The organism is Dactylosporangium vinaceum (assembly GCF_019904175.1).
Taxonomy (GTDB): Bacteria; Actinomycetota; Actinomycetes; order Mycobacteriales; family Micromonosporaceae; genus Dactylosporangium; species Dactylosporangium vinaceum.
This window is the reverse complement of record NZ_CP061913.1, coordinates 1,590,444-1,604,296: the sequence shown is the minus strand read 5'-3', so window position 1 is coordinate 1,604,296 and position 13,853 is coordinate 1,590,444. Positions and strand designations below refer to the sequence as shown.

At 74.9% G+C, this 13,853-nt stretch carries 11 protein-coding genes; 3 read left to right on the top strand and 8 right to left on the bottom strand.

What is annotated here, in order from left to right; translation table 11 throughout:
- Window positions 1-117: 117 nt before the first annotated feature.
- The 5 genes from Dvina_RS06980 to Dvina_RS06960 form a co-directional block, all read right to left on the bottom strand.
- Window positions 118-3,243, bottom strand: a complete 3,126-nt coding sequence (locus Dvina_RS06980; protein ID WP_223101525.1) for an ATP-binding protein — start codon at window positions 3,241-3,243, stop codon at window positions 118-120.
- Window positions 3,244-3,322: 79 nt separating this feature from the next.
- Window positions 3,323-4,432 (bottom strand): FAD-dependent oxidoreductase, encoded by a 1,110-nt coding sequence (locus Dvina_RS06975; protein WP_223101524.1) that lies wholly within the window; start codon window positions 4,430-4,432, stop codon window positions 3,323-3,325.
- 35 nt (window positions 4,433-4,467) lie between these two features.
- Window positions 4,468-5,154 carry a DUF2306 domain-containing protein gene (locus Dvina_RS06970; protein WP_223101523.1) on the bottom strand — a complete coding sequence of 229 codons (687 nt, stop codon included), beginning with the start codon at window positions 5,152-5,154 and terminating at the stop codon, window positions 4,468-4,470.
- Between the two features lie 98 nt (window positions 5,155-5,252).
- Window positions 5,253-5,915, bottom strand: coding sequence for a response regulator (locus Dvina_RS06965; RefSeq protein WP_223101522.1), 663 nt, complete (start codon window positions 5,913-5,915; stop codon window positions 5,253-5,255).
- On the bottom strand, window positions 5,887-7,236 hold the full coding sequence (locus Dvina_RS06960) for an MFS transporter (protein ID WP_246656080.1): 1,350 nt from the start codon (window positions 7,234-7,236) through the stop codon (window positions 5,887-5,889). Before Dvina_RS06960 ends, Dvina_RS06965 begins: the two co-directional genes overlap by 29 nt.
- Before the next feature lie 133 nt (window positions 7,237-7,369).
- Here Dvina_RS06960 and Dvina_RS06955 point away from each other — a divergent pair, with 133 nt between their 5' ends.
- Window positions 7,370-8,731, top strand: a complete 1,362-nt coding sequence (locus tag Dvina_RS06955) for an FAD-dependent monooxygenase (protein ID WP_223101521.1) — start codon at window positions 7,370-7,372, stop codon at window positions 8,729-8,731.
- A gap of 156 nt (window positions 8,732-8,887) precedes the next feature.
- Here the strand turns inward: Dvina_RS06955 and Dvina_RS06950 are convergent, their stop codons facing one another.
- Window positions 8,888-10,351 (bottom strand): multicopper oxidase family protein, encoded by a 1,464-nt coding sequence (locus tag Dvina_RS06950; protein ID WP_246656079.1) that lies wholly within the window; start codon window positions 10,349-10,351, stop codon window positions 8,888-8,890.
- A gap of 142 nt (window positions 10,352-10,493) precedes the next feature.
- Here Dvina_RS06950 and Dvina_RS06945 point away from each other — a divergent pair, with 142 nt between their 5' ends.
- Window positions 10,494-11,153 carry a permease prefix domain 1-containing protein gene (locus tag Dvina_RS06945; protein WP_223101519.1) on the top strand — a complete coding sequence of 220 codons (660 nt, stop codon included), beginning with the start codon at window positions 10,494-10,496 and terminating at the stop codon, window positions 11,151-11,153.
- On the opposite strand, the gene yidD is transcribed toward Dvina_RS06945, so the two are convergent.
- Complete coding sequence (yidD, locus tag Dvina_RS54055; protein WP_246656078.1) at window positions 11,154-11,579, bottom strand: membrane protein insertion efficiency factor YidD; 426 nt, start codon at window positions 11,577-11,579, stop codon at window positions 11,154-11,156.
- Between the two features lie 34 nt (window positions 11,580-11,613).
- Window positions 11,614-12,192: a TetR/AcrR family transcriptional regulator gene (locus tag Dvina_RS06935; protein WP_223101518.1), complete on the bottom strand. Its 579-nt coding sequence runs from the start codon at window positions 12,190-12,192 to the stop codon at window positions 11,614-11,616.
- Window positions 12,193-12,379: 187 nt separating this feature from the next.
- On the opposite strand from Dvina_RS06935, the gene Dvina_RS06930 reads away from it, so the two are divergent.
- The gene (locus Dvina_RS06930; protein ID WP_223101517.1) at window positions 12,380-13,804 is read left to right on the top strand and encodes an MFS transporter; all 1,425 of its coding nucleotides are present in this window, start codon (window positions 12,380-12,382) and stop codon (window positions 13,802-13,804) included.
- Window positions 13,805-13,853: the final 49 nt, after the last annotated feature.

Genomic DNA, 13,853 nt, shown 5'->3' with positions numbered 1-13,853 from the left:
CTACCCGCTGCCCTCGCCCGGCACCCACCGCGTTCGCGCGCCGACCGCATCGGCGCAGCCCACGACCCGGCACCGGCGGCGCGGCGGTCGGAGGCTTCGGCCGGGCCGCCGCACGGGTCACGGCACCTGGGCCAGCAGGTCGGCCATCAGGGCGGTGACGCGGCTGTGGATGACCGGGCCGGAGAGGGCGGCGGCCGTGGCCAGCAGGCGGTCGCGGGCCTCGTCGTCGCCGAGGGCGGCGGTCAGGCGGGGGCCCCGGCCGGCGGGGAAGAAGCGGCTGATGGCGGCGCCGACCCGGGTACCCAGCGCCCACAGCTCCCGGGCGGTTGCCACGTCCCCACGGGTGGCGGCCAGCTCGGCGCCGCCCATGGCCCAGGCGCCGAGCAGCGGCCGGTCGTGGGCGGCCAGCACCTCGGGCCGGGACCGGCGCAGCACTTCCGCGGCGCGGGCCGCGGCCGCGCCGGGTGGCTGGACGTCGGCGGCCCACAGGTGCAGCACGGCCACGGCGACGCGCAGGACGGCCACCGGCCGGTCCGGGGCGGCTTCGGCGATCGCCCCGATGAGCGCTTCGGTGTGGGCCAGGGTCTCCTCGGGCCGGTCGCGGCGCCAGGCCAGCTCGGCCAGGCCCAGCCGCGCCTGGCCGGCGGTGTCGATGTCCTCCGCGGCGAGGGCCGCGTGCAGGCGGCGCTCCGCCTCCCGATCGCCGGACTGGGCCAGGTGGATGTCGAGCAGCACCTGGGTCGTGCGCGCGTCCTGCTCCGCGCCGACCAGCTCCAGGTGCCGCTCGCTGCGGCGCAGCCACTCGCCGGCGGCGCTCGAGTGCCCGGCGGCGTGGGCCGCCATGCCCATGCCCCAGTGGTCGCCGACGGCCTCGAACAGCCGGTAGGCGAGCTCGGCGTCGCCTGACGGATCGGCCCGGCCGGTCGCGCTGTCGATGAGGACGGCCCGGATGAAGTGGCCCATGCCCCGCACGTACGGGTCGGGGTGGGCGACGAGCACGGCCGCGTCGGCGAGGCTCCGGTCGGGATCGGCCCGCTCCAGCCCGGGCAGCGCCGCGGCCAGCGCGGTGCTGCGGGCCGAGACCTCCGCCGCCCGCTCGGCGAACAGCGCCTTCAGGGCGCGCCGGGCGAGGGCGATGAGCCGCATGGAGCCGCCGTTGCCGGCGTTCACCGAGATCAGGATGCACAGCCACGCGAGCCGATCGGCGTGCGGCAGCGCCTGCCCGGCCGCCCGTCCGTGCAGGATCGCCGAGCGCCGCCGCGCGCCGGGGTCGTCGGCGTGCAGCAGCGAGCCCGCTACCGCATTGGCCTCGAGGTGACGACCGCGGACCGTCCACAGCTGCAACAGCGCCAGGGCGATGTCGACGGCCTGCGCCTCCGCGCCGCTGTACTGCCCCCAGCGCAGCGCCGCCACAAGGTTGTCCTGGTCGGCGGCGATGGACTCCAGTGCCCGGATCTGCCCGGGCCCGATGAACGCGGCGCCCAGATCGACCGCATGCCGCGCGCCCCAGCCGACGAGCCCGGCCACGGCACCCGCCCGCCCTCCGGCGGCGTCGAGCCGAGCCTCCCCGTATTCGCGGACCGTCTCCAGCATTCGATACCGCGCCGTGCCCGCGGACGCCGGCTCGGCTCCGAGTGCACCGCCGTCCCCCGGCTCCAGCCGCAGCAGCGACTGCTCGACGAGCCCGGCCAGATCCCGCCGCCCCCGCCCGGACACGGCCTCGGCCAGCTCCGCGGTGAACGGCCCCGGGATGACGGCCAGCCGCTCGAGCATCTCCTGCTCGCCTGGTTCGAGCAGCTCCCGGCTCCAGTCGACCATCGCCCAGAGCCCCGCGTGCCGGTTGGGCAGCCCCCGCAGCGCGTCGTCGAGCAGCCCGAACCGGTCACCGAGCCCGCCCAGCACGTCGTCGATCGGCATGTGCCGCAGCCGCGCCGCCGCCAGCTCGAGCGCCAGCGGCAGGTTGTCGAGCCGGTGGCAGAGCTCCAACACCCGCTCCCGCGGCCCCGCCACCACCCCGCCCCCGGCCCGCACCCGCCCCTCGAGCAGCCCCAGTGCCTCGTCGTCAGGCAGCGCCGCCAGCCGGTGGACCACCTCCCCGACCAGCCCCAGCGGCGCCCGGCTGGTGGCCAGCACCCCGAACCCGGCCGGCGCCAGCGCGAGCAGCTCGCCCACGACATCCGCCACGGCCGCGAGCACGTGCTCGCAGTTGTCGAGCACCAGCAGCCCGTCGAGCGCCGGGCTCACGTCCTGGACCCGGTTCGCCGGGCCCGACGGATGGTCGGCGCAGAACGCGGCGAGCACGGCGGGCCGAACCTCGGCCGGCTCGCGGATGCCGGCCAGCTCGACGACCCGGACCGGCCGCGACCCGCTGAGCGAGCGCACGATCTCGGCCGCCAGCCGCGTCTTGCCCGCCCCGCCGATCGCCACCACCGTCACCAGCGCGGCCTGCGCCATCGCCCGCCGCAGGGCGGCCAGCTCATCGCCGCGCCCCACCAGCGGCGTGAGGGCCCGCCGCCACGCGGCCGGCACAGCGCCGCGCGGCCCCGCCGGGGGCGCGGGTGCCCTGAGCTGCCCGCGCAGCAGCGCCAGGTGGGCCTCGACGAGCCGCGGCGAGGGGTCGGCACCGTAGCGCTCAGCCAGCTCGACCCGCACCCGCTCGACCAGGTCGAGCGCCTCGGCGTCGCGCCCCTGCGCGGCGAGCACACGCACGAGCAGCGCCGCGGCCGGCTCATCGGGCGGGACCCGGGCGACCAGCCGCCGCAGGTCCGCCTCCTCGAACGGCCCGCCGGCCGCCAGCGCCGCCTCGGCCCGCAGCGCCACCACGTCACCGAACAGCCGGGCGGGCCCGGCATCGACGAGCTCCGGGCTCTGCGGAAACAGCGCCCGCGCCTCGTCCGCCCACCCACCGGCCCGGCCGGCGTCCCCGTCCAGCAGCGCCCGCCGCCCCCGGTCCACCAGCTCCCGCACGGTGACAGCGTCGATCTCCACCGCGTCGACGGGCATGCGATATCCGCCGGGTGCCGCCAGCACCGGCAGCCCGAGCCGCCGCACCCGCGACACGAGCGCCTGCACCGCCCCTGCCGCGTCCTCGGGCGGTGCGCCCTGCCAGACCGCGTCGACGAGCGCGCCGGTCGTCAGCGTCCGCCCCCGCGCCTCGACCAGCTCCCGGATCACCGCCGCCAGCCGCTCACCCCGCACCGGCCGCCCGTCGACTGCCAGCGCCCCGAGCGTCGTGATCCGCACGCCCCATCATCGCTCACCCTCCCCGGCCCGCCGCCCGGGCACCGGGAACCAGGCGGCGGGCGGTGCATGCGGGCCGGGCTCAGGAGCCGGCGAAGGTGGCCAGCAGGTTCTCGGCGCCGTCGGGGCCCAGCAGCAGGTCGAGCATGTCGGCGCCCGCGGCCGCGGCGGCGGCGCTGCGGGGGAACATGTCCCGCTCGTAGGCGGCGAGGGCGGCCTCGACGTCGCCGGCGTGGGCGGCGATGGCCGTGCCGAGTTCGGCGGCGTCCTGCATGGCCAGGTTGGCGCCCTCGCCGTTGGGGGGTTGCAGGTGTGCGGCGTCGCCGAGGAGGGTGACGCCCGGGACCCGGGGCCAGCGGTGGTCGGGCGGCAGGGTGTGGTGGAGGCGGTGGACGGGCTCGGTGTCGCTCGATGTGATCAGGGCGGCCAGCTCCGGCGCCCACCTTGACACCTCCGCCGCCGGGTCCGCCGTGGCGAACCACTGCGCCGGGCGGGCCAGCCACAGGTACGTGTGCAGGTTCCCGTCGCTCTCCCGGTGCGCCAGGAACACCTTCCCCGCGGTCCGGTCGAACACGAACAGCGACCCGCCGCCGACGGCCCGCGCGGTGGCCGGGTGACGGCGGTCGGCGTCGAGGAGGAACGTCTCGAACGAGCCGTTGCCCGCGTACGCCGGCGTGGCGTCGCTCAGCAGCGGCCGGACCCGCGACCAGGCGCCGTCCGCGCCGACGAGCAGGTCCGTGACGGCGACGGTGCCGCCGGCGAATGTCACCTCGTGGCGCCCGGCGCCGAGGGGCCGCACGGCGCTGAGCCGGTGGCCCCACTTGACGGTTTCGGGCGGCAGGGAGTCGAGCAGCATCTGCCGCAGCGCGCCCCGCTGCGCCTCGGGGCTGCCGCCTGTGCCGTCGTCGGCCCGGTCGAAGCGGACGGTCCCGTCCGGGTCCATGACGCGCATGGACTCGCGGCCGGGCAGGACGATGGCCCGGAACTCGTCGGCCAGGCCGGCCGCGGCCAGCGCGGCCTGGCCGTTGTAGTCGTGGATGTCGAGCATGCCGCCCTGCGCGCGGGCGGCCGGTGAGGCGTCGGCCTCGTAGACGACCGACGCGATGCCGTGGACGTGCAGGACGCGGGCCAGGGTGAGACCGCCGAGGCCGGCGCCGACGATGGTGACTGGAGTGGGCAGTTGCGAACTCATGAGGGCAAGGCTGTGGGGTACCGCTGACACGGCAGCTACACCGCACCGACAAGCGGCCGCCGGGGCGGCGCGGACCGGCGGATGATGACCTCCGCGATCGCCAGGTTCAGCACCCAGGCGCCGATCATGGCCACCGAGCGCCAGGCGGCGAACGCCGGCGTGCCCGCCTCGATCGGCAGCAGCAGCAGCGGCACGCTGGTGACGACCTGCGTCCCGGCGGCCATGGCGACCGCGTAGGCGCGCATCATCCACGCCCGGTGCGCGTGGAAGTCGCGCCGGCGGATGGCCGTGAAGCCCAGCACGATCGCGACCACCATGAAGACGCCAACGACATAGCGGGTGGCGTTCGTCGCCGCGTTGTCGGTGTCCGGAAGGTCGTAGAAGGTCGTCATCCACAGGCCGGAGAGCGCGACCGCGAGGCCGGCGAGCACCAGGACCCGGCCCGAGATGCGGTGCCAGCGGCGGTGCGTGCGGCGGAAGCCGGGGGCGAACTGCAGCGCACCGAGGATCGCGTAGGTGACGGCGCCGACGATGTGGACGATCACCGGGGCCGGCATGTCGACGAAGCGGGCGTTGCCGGCGGTGCGCTCGACGCCGCCGGTGAGCTGGGCGACGCGCAGGGCGCCGGCGATCGAAGGCACGAAGGCCAGCAGGATCAGGCCGCCGACGATGGGCCAGTCGCGGCGGCGGCGGCGCTGCTTCGGTGCGGTAACGGTCGTCATGGCATCGATGGTCGGCTGCGGCCGGGCCCGGCACATCGGTCCGCGGACCGGCTCGCGAACCGGCCGAAAGTCCGGCTCCCGCCTACGACCGGGCCGGCTCAGGCGCCCGGCCGCACCCGGTTCGTCTCGTACGCCCACATCGCGATCTCTACCCGGTTGCGCACGCCGAGCTTCAGCATCAGCGCTGTCACGTGGGTCTTGACGGTGCTCAGCGTGATGAACAGCTCGTCGGCGATCTCGTTGTTGGTGCGGCCCCGGGCCACCCGGGCCAGGACCTGCTCCTCGCGGTCGGTGAGCGGATCGACCGGCTGGCGCGGCGGGCGGGCCGGGGCGGCGTCGGCGAATGTGCGCAGCAGCCGGGTGGTCACGCTCGGGGCGATGAGCGCGTCGCCGTTCGCGGCCGCGTGGACGGCCTGGGACAGCAGGGCCGGGCCGGCGTCCTTGAGCAGGAAGCCGCGGGCACCGGCGCGCAGGGCCGCGTAGACGTACTCGTCAAGGTCGAACGTGGTGATGACGACGACGGCGAGCGGGTCGGCGACGTCGGGCCCGGCCAGCAGCCGCGTCGCCTCCAGGCCGTCCATCTCGGGCATGCGCACGTCGAGCAGGCACACATCCGGGCGCAGCTGCCGGGCCAGGTCGACGGCGCGCCGCCCGTCGGGGGCCTCGGCCACCACCTCGATGCCGGGCTGGGCGTTGAGGATCATCGTCAGCCCGGTCCGGACGATCTCCTGATCATCCGCGACCAGCACCCGCACGCTCACCCGCCAATGCTAAGGGGGCCTCCGGCCCGGCAGATCCGCCGAAAGTACGACCGGCGACGAGCACCCCGGCGGCCGCGGGGACGAGCGCCACCGCGAACGCGACGAGGTAGGCGACCGGACCCCTGTCGACGAGCGCGGCGAACAGCGAGCCGCCGGCGGCCAGGGCGACGGTCGTCAGCAGCGCGTCGGACACCGACAGGGCGGAGCTGTTCGCGCCCTGCTCGGCCGGGTGCGACAGGCGCAGCACCAGGGTCGTCGCGCCCGGCGAGACCAGGCCCATGCCCAGGCCGGCGAAGCACCAGCCGGCGATGACGACGGATACCGGTACCGCCGCGGCAGTCACGGCCATCGCCGAGAGCACGCCGACCGCGATCGAGGCCGCGCCGATCCGCAGCCGGGCCGGGTCGGAGAGCCGCTGGCCCTGCCGCGCCTGCACCCAGGACCCGGCCGACCAGAACAGCGCGCCGACGGTGACGCTCAGGCCGGCCAGCGCCGGGCTGAACCCGCGCTCCCGGGTGAGCAGCAGGGGGATGAACACGTCGGCCTGCATGAACGCGGCGCCGGCCAGCCCGCGCAGGAGCACGACCGCCGGCAGGCCGCGGGCGAGGGTGAGCGTGCCGCGGGGCAGCAGCCGGACCCCGCACACCGCGACGATCGCGAAGCCGGCCACGAGCAGGGCCCAGTGCCCGCCGACGTAGAGGACCAGTGCCCCGACCGCCGCCCCGGCCGCCCACCACGCCCGCGCGGAGGCCGGCGTCCCCGCCAGCACCGAGATGGCCGCAACCGGCCGCCAGATGACCGCGAACGCCGGTACGGCGGCCACGACGACCAGCAGGAACACCCAGCGCCAGCCGAGCGTGTCCACGATCAGGCCGGCGACGGCCGGCCCCAGGATCGCCGGCAGCACCCACGCCGCCGAGATGAACGAGATCACCCGCGCGTGCTGCGACGCCGGATACGCCCGCCCGATGATCACGAAGAGGGCCACGTTCACCAGGCCCCCGCCGAAGCCCTGCACCAGCCGACCCAGGACGAGCACCCACATCTGCGGGGCCAGGCCGGCGACCAGCAGCCCCAGGCAGAACAGCGCCACCCCGACAGCCGTCGGCCGGGCCGGGCCCGCGCGGTCGCACCAGGAGCCGCCGAGCACCGTCCCGACCACGCTCGTGGCCAGGGCGCCGCCGAAGGCGAAGCCGTACAGCGCGAGCCCGCCGAGGGCCCGGGCGACGCTCGGCATGGCCGAGGTCACCGCGACCGCCTCGAACGCGATGAGCGTGACAAGCGTCACCATGCCGGCGGTGAGCGTGCGTCGGTTCTCCACGCCGCCAACCTCGCACTTCAACACGTGTTCAGGTCAAGCCGAGGCCGTATTTCAGCACCCGTTGACATCGGCTCGACTGCGTGCCAACAATTGTTTGCCAACACATGTTGGCAAACGCGCGAGGAGGAAGCCCATGCAGACCGTGATCGCCGGAGCGGGGCCGACCGGCCTGCTGCTCGCCGGGGACCTGGCCGCCGCCGGCGTCGAGGTCACCGTGCTGGAGCGGCGCGCCGGGGAGTCCAACCTGACCCGGGCGTTCGCCGTGCACGCGCGCACGCTGGAGCAGCTCGACGCCCGTGGCCTGGCCGACGAGGTCATCGCGACAGGCACGCGGGTGACCCGGCTGCGACTGTTCGGCCACGTCTCGGTCGACCTCGGCGCGCTGCCGTCGCGGTACGACTACGTGCTCATCACCCCGCAGTACAACGTCGAGCGGATCCTCGAGGAGCGGGCCGTGAAGGCGGGCGCCCGGATCGTGCGCGGCACCGCGGTGACCGGCCTGCGCCAGGACGAGCGCGGCGTCACGGTCGACACCGATCAGGGCTCCTACGCCGCCGACTACCTCGTCGGGGCCGACGGTGCCCGCAGCGGCGTGCGCCAGGCGCTGGGCCTGGACTTCCCCGGCCGCGGCGCGGTCCGCTCGCTGATGCTGGCCGACGTGCGGATGGCCGAGCCACCGGCCGACGCCATCACCGTCAACGCGGTCGGGGCGGCGTTCGCGTTCATCGCGCCGTTCGGCGACGGGTGGTATCGGGTGTTCGCCTGGAACCGCGGCCACCAGGTCTCCGACGACACGCCGCTGGAGCTGGACGAGGTGCGCGACACGGTGCGGGCCGCGTTCGGCACCGACTTCGGGATGGGCGAGTGCCGCTGGCTGTCGCGGTTCCACAGCGACGAGCGGCAGGTGGAGCGCTACCGCACCGGCCGCGTCTTCCTCGCCGGCGACGCCGCGCACGTGCACTCCCCGGCCGGCGGCCAGGGCATGAACACGGGCCTGCAGGACGCCGCGAACCTCGGCTGGAAGCTCGCCGCGGCGGCGGCCGGCTGGGCCCCCGCGGGCCTGCTCGACACGTACCACACCGAGCGCCACGCCGTCGGCAAGCTCGTGCTGCGCACCAGCGGCGGCCTGATCCGCCTGGCACTGCTGCAGTCCCGGGCCGCCCGCCTCGGCCGCGACGCGCTCGCGAACCTCGCCCTGCACCTGCCACCGGCCCAGCGCGCCCTGACCGGGACGGTGTCGGGGATCGGCATCGACTACCCGCACGCGCCCCGCCAGGCGGACGTCGAAACCGGCTCCGGGCGCCTCTACGAGCTGCTGCGCACCGGCCGTTTCGCGCTGCTGGCACCGCAGGCGCCACGGGGGTACGAGGACCGCCTCGTGCACGCGCGGCACGACCGCTGCATCCTGGTGCGTCCCGACGGCTATCGGGCCTGGACGGGTACCGAGGGAGACCTTGCCGTTGCATTGCGCACGGACCTCGGGGACCCTCGGTGATCCCGGACACCCCCGGCTGGCCGACCCCTTGACATGGGGGCGTTGATCGATGTGTAGTGCCCGTCACAGAGCCGTTCTCGTTGAGTTGTACGGGGACAACAGAACGCTTGCGAGACGTGCCGGGCCCCGCGCCGCCACGGGGGGCCCGGCACCCTCTCACCCGTGCAGTCGCGGCTGCTGGCCCGGCTCGACCACGACGAACTGACCCATCATCCCCTCGTCCTCGTGCCTGAGGACGTGGCAGTGGAACATGTACGCGGTCGCCGGGTCGGCGTAGTCGGCGAACCGCGCGATCACCCGGTAGCGCTGCTTCGGCGCCAGGAACACGGTGTCCTTCCACCCGGACAGCTCCGGCGGCGGCGCCCGCCCGTCGACGAGCAGCACCTGGAACTGCACGTCGTGGATGTGGAAGCTGTGCGGCGTGTCGTGGCCGTTGGCGACGTTCCAGACCTCGATCGTGTCCTTCACGACCACCGCGTCCGCGCGGCTCATGTCCATCCCCCGGCCGCTGATCTCCCGGCCCTGGAACACGAAACTGCGGGTCTGCGCGGCCCGCTCGGGGTCGAGCCGGGGCGTGGCGACGAGGGTCTTCGGCAGCGTCGCCGGGGTCAGCGACGCGCCCGCGCGCAGCTGCAGGATGTCGAACGCGTCGCGGCCGCCGTTGAACTTGCTCTCCAGATCCCCGCCGAGGGCCTGCTCGCTGCGCAGCGTCAGCCGCTCGCCCGGCTCGAGCGCCACAACGATCTCGGCCCGCTCGCCGACGGACAGGCGCACGTGATCGGTCATGTACGGCCGGTCCAGCAGCCCGCCGTCGGTGCCGACGAGCGCGAACGGGCGCCCGTCGGCCAGCCCGAAGTTGTAGATGCGCGCGGTCGAGGCGTTGACCAGCCGGAGCCGGACGAGCTCGGAGCGCACGTCGAGGTAGGCCCGGGGCGTCCCGTTGACCAGGATCTCGTCGCCGAGCACCCCGATGTCGCTGCCGAACCGCTCGCCCGTGCTCAGCTGGTCGCCGTCGAACTGCTTGTCCTGCACCAGCACCGGGATGTCGTCGACGCCGTAGTCGTGCGGCAGTGCCCGCTGCGCGGGCTCGTCGTCGTCGACGATGAACAGCCCGGCCAGGCCCCGGTACACCTGGGTCTCGGTGCGCTCGCTCGGGTGCGGGTGGTACCAGAGCGTCGCCGCCGGCTGGTCGACGGTCCACGCCGCCTGGAACGAGCCGCCGGGAGCGATCGGGTGGTGCGGGCCGCCGTCCATCGCGGCCGGCAGGTGCATGCCGTGCCAGTGCACGGTCGTGGTCTCGCCGAGCGCGTTGCGCACATTGACCGCGACCGCCTCGCCCCGCTTCGCCCGCAGCGTCGGCCCCAGGTAGGCCCCGTTGTAGCCCCACGTCCGGGTCGCACCGTGCCCGAAGTCGGAGTCACCGGGCCGGGCCTGCAGCTCGAAGACGCGCCGGCCCTGCTCGTCCGGGCGGGAAGCCGCGATCGGGGGTACCCGCAGCGCCCGGTCGAACACCACCCGCACATCGAGCGGCGGCCGGGCGAAGTAGTACACGAGCGCCGCGACTCCGCCCCCGCACAGCACGAGCACCAAGGCCAGGCCACCCAGCAGCCACTTGCGCACGTTGTGTCTCCCTACATGTAGAACGACTACATGTAGGCTGCCTTGGGCCAGGCCTGGATCGCCAGGCCCGCGGCGCGAACCCCGGGAAAGCTCAGGGTCACCCCCGACTGCCCGGGGCCGCCGCCTGCGCAAAACTGGGCCGGTGGGACCCATCGACGTCTACGTCACCGCCCTGGGTGGCGCGCTGCGCGGCCCCCGCGCGGCCAAGGCCGACCTGGTCGCCGAGGCCCGCGACGGCCTGATCGACGCGGCCGAGCACTACGAGTCCGACGGTCTGGACCGGGTCGAGGCGGAGCGGGCCGCGGTCGCCGAGTTCGGGCCGGTCGCCGCGCTCGCGCCGGAGTACCAGCGGGAACTGGCTCTGGCCCAGGGCCGGCGCACCGGGCTCCTGATCGCGGCCGGGGTGGCGACGCAGGCGATCATCTCGGAGGTCGCCTGGCGCAGCGCGGCCCCCGGCTGGAACTGGGAGCCGAGCCGGGCCTACCTGTGGCTGGCCGGCGCCGTCGACTACGCCAGCTACGCCGCCGTCCTCGGTGCGCTGCTCGCGGCGGTCGCCTGCGGGATCGGCAGCCGCTACGTCGCCGTCGGCCGGGCGTTCGTCCGGGCCACCGGGCTCGGCGCGATCGCGGTCGTCGCCTTCTTCATCGCGGGCGGCACGCTGCTGACCCTGTTCAGCCCGCACACCGGCGGCACCGGCTCGGCGCCGACCATTGCCGCTTCGGCGGTCACGCTGTCACTACCCGCCTGGATGGTGTACTCCGGGCTGCGCTGCGTGCGCGCCGCGTCCACGACCACAGGGTGACTACGGCACGGGGTCGACGGTGCCGCGCGGGGTCGACGGGTTGCAGCGCCGGATTCGGGCCGCGGTGAGCCGGGAACCCTCGACGAGGCCGTAGCGGCGCACCGCCTCCAGGCCGTAGTTGCTGCACGAGGGCACCTGGCGGCAGCGGATCGGCAGGTGCGGGGAGATCATGCGCTGGTAGCCCCGGATCGCCGCGATGCCCGCCCGCCCCGGCCCGGTCGCCCTCGGCTTCGGGGCCCGGCGCGGGGCCGGGATCGCCATCAGCGACAGCAGCGAGCCCAGCATGAACGGGCTGCAGTCACAGTCGCAGAAGTCGCAGTCCGGCAGGCAGTCGCTGTCGCGGCGCCGCCGGCGGTTGTGCTGCTCCTGCATCCGCCGGTGCCGCCGCCGCGCCCGCCACATGCCGACGTACTCGCCGAGACCCATGGCGGTGATTGTGGACCATCACCACCGCCCGTGATCAAGGATTGGTCGCGGTTCTGACCGTAAGCCCGTCCACGAGCAGGCTCACGAACCGCTCCGCGCGCGCGTCGCCCTCCGCGTCGGGCTCGCACACCATGCCGGCGCCGTGGCCCAGGCGCAGCAGGTCGGAGGCGTCGATGTCCGGGCGCACCCGGCCCGCCGCCCGGGCTCGGCCCAGCAGCTCGCCGACCGACCAGCGCAGGAGGTCGCGGCTCTCGATCATGAGCTGGTCCTCGTGGTCGTAGATCGCCTTGAGGGCGTCGGAGAGGCCACGGTACTGCTGCAGGTGCCGGATGAACGCGCGCAGCCAGGCGGCCAGGGCGGTCACCGGGTCGGGCTCCTCGTCGAGCAGCCGGGCGGCCTCGTCGCGCAGCCGGACGATCCGGTCGTGGAAGACCGCGTCGAGCAGGTGCTGGCGGGTCGGGAAGTGGCGGTAGAGGGTCCCCGGGCCCACGCCGGCCTTTTTCGCGATGTCGTCGAGCGACGCATCGGCGCCCTTCGCGGCCACTGCCTCCCCGGCCACGGCCAGGATCCGCGCGTAGTTGCGGCGCGCGTCGGCCCGCTGCGGTGGCGGCATGCATCCTCCCGGGTGTTGCGTACCGGAGACTGTCTCCGTATCGTCGTCCAAGAACGGAGACATCCTCCACTTTAGCCTTCGCTCGTAGAGAGGCACGTTCACCATGCCCCGGCAATCAAGCGACACCGCCCTCGCCGGTAGCGGCGTGACAGGCCGGCGACGGCTTCGACTAGCGCTTGCGCTGATCGTGTCGTGCCAGCTGCTGCTCGGCATCGACAGCACGATCGTCAACGTCGCGCTGCCCCGCATCGCCCGGGACCTGCACTTCGGGGCCGCCGGGCTGGCGTGGGTCCTCAACGCGTACACCATCACCTTCGCGGGTCTGCTCCTGCTCGGCGGGCGTCTCGGCGACGCCCTCGGACGGCGCCGGGTCTTCATCGCCGGCGTCCTCGTGTTCACCGCCGCCTCCCTGGCCGCGGCCCTGGCCCGCGACCCCGGCCAGCTCCTCGCGGCCCGGGCCGTGCAGGGCATCGGGGCCGCGCTCGCCTCCCCGAGCACGCTCGCACTGATCACGACCACGTTCGCCGAGGGTCCGCCGCGCAACCGCGCGCTCGGCATCTCCTCCGCGGTGATCAGCGGCGGCGCCTCGCTCGGCCTGGTCCTCGGCGGCGTGGTGACCGCGGCCGTCAGCTGGCGCTGGGTGTTCCTGGTCAACGTCCCGATCGGGGCGGCCATCGTCCTGCTGGCCCGGCGGCACCTCCCGGAGACACCCCGCCACGTTGCCGGCGACACGGGCCTCGTCGACGCAGCCGGCCGGCGGCGGCTCGCCCGCTTCGACGTGCCGGGCGCGCTCACCGGCACGCTGGGCATGCTCGGCATCGTGTACTCGCTGATCCGCGCGGCCACCGCCGGCTGGACCGACACCAGGGTCCTCGCCGGGCTGGCCGCCGGATTGACGGCGCTTGTCGCGTTCGTCCTGATCGAGCGGCGCACGGCGGCACCTATCGTGCCCCTCGGGCTCTTCCGCGACCGGGCGCGAGCGTCGGGGTACGTCTCGCTGCTGCTCATCGGCCCGAGCATGATCGGGCCCTTCTTCTTCCTGACCACCTACCTGCAGCAGGTCCGCGGCCTCGGCCCGGTCGCCACCGGCCTGGCGTTCCTGCCGATGACCCTGGGCCTGTTCACGGCGGCCCGGACCGTCGCCCGGCTCCTGGGCCGGTTCGGCTCCCGCCGGGTGATCGGCGGCGCGCTTGTCGGCCTGGCCGCGGCCGAGCTGCTGCTGTCCCGGGTCGGCCCGGCGACCTCGTACGCGGCGATCCTGGGCCCGCTGGCCCTCGTCGGCATCGGCGGCGGCCTGTCGTTCGTGCCGATCTACACGCTGATCCTGTCCCGCGTGGAGGGCGCCTCGGCCGGGTCGGCGTCCGGCGTGCTGCAGACCGTGCAGTGGCTCGGCGGCTCATTCGGCCTGGCCGTCCTGGTCGCCGCGGGCCACCCCTATGTGGTCGCCGCCGCCCTGGCCGTCGGCGCGCTGGTGCTCATGACGTCGTTCAGGCACGCGAAAACGCACCCGGATGTCCGACTTCGCGCGGGCGGCCGGGAACGTCCGGACGGTCCCGGACACCCGGACGAAGTCGAACAACCGAGTGCGTCGCGCACTTCGCGTATGGGCTGATCTGTACGTGTGTGGGTGGGGCGCCGGCCGGCGGGGCTGATCCGCCGGC

Bases quoted from the DNA above. Each gene is read 5' to 3' on its own strand.
- Dvina_RS06975 (WP_223101524.1), bottom strand. From the start codon at position 4,432: ATGAGTTCGCAACTGCCCACTCCAGTCACCATCGTCGGCGCCGGCCTC.
- Dvina_RS06970 (WP_223101523.1), bottom strand. From the start codon at position 5,154: ATGACGACCGTTACCGCACCGAAGCAGCGCCGCCGCCGCCGCGACTGG.
- Dvina_RS06955 (WP_223101521.1), top strand. From the start codon at position 7,370: ATGCAGACCGTGATCGCCGGAGCGGGGCCGACCGGCCTGCTGCTCGCC.
- yidD (WP_246656078.1), bottom strand. From the start codon at position 11,579: ATGGGTCTCGGCGAGTACGTCGGCATGTGGCGGGCGCGGCGGCGGCAC.
- Dvina_RS06935 (WP_223101518.1), bottom strand. From the start codon at position 12,192: ATGCCGCCACCGCAGCGGGCCGACGCGCGCCGCAACTACGCGCGGATC.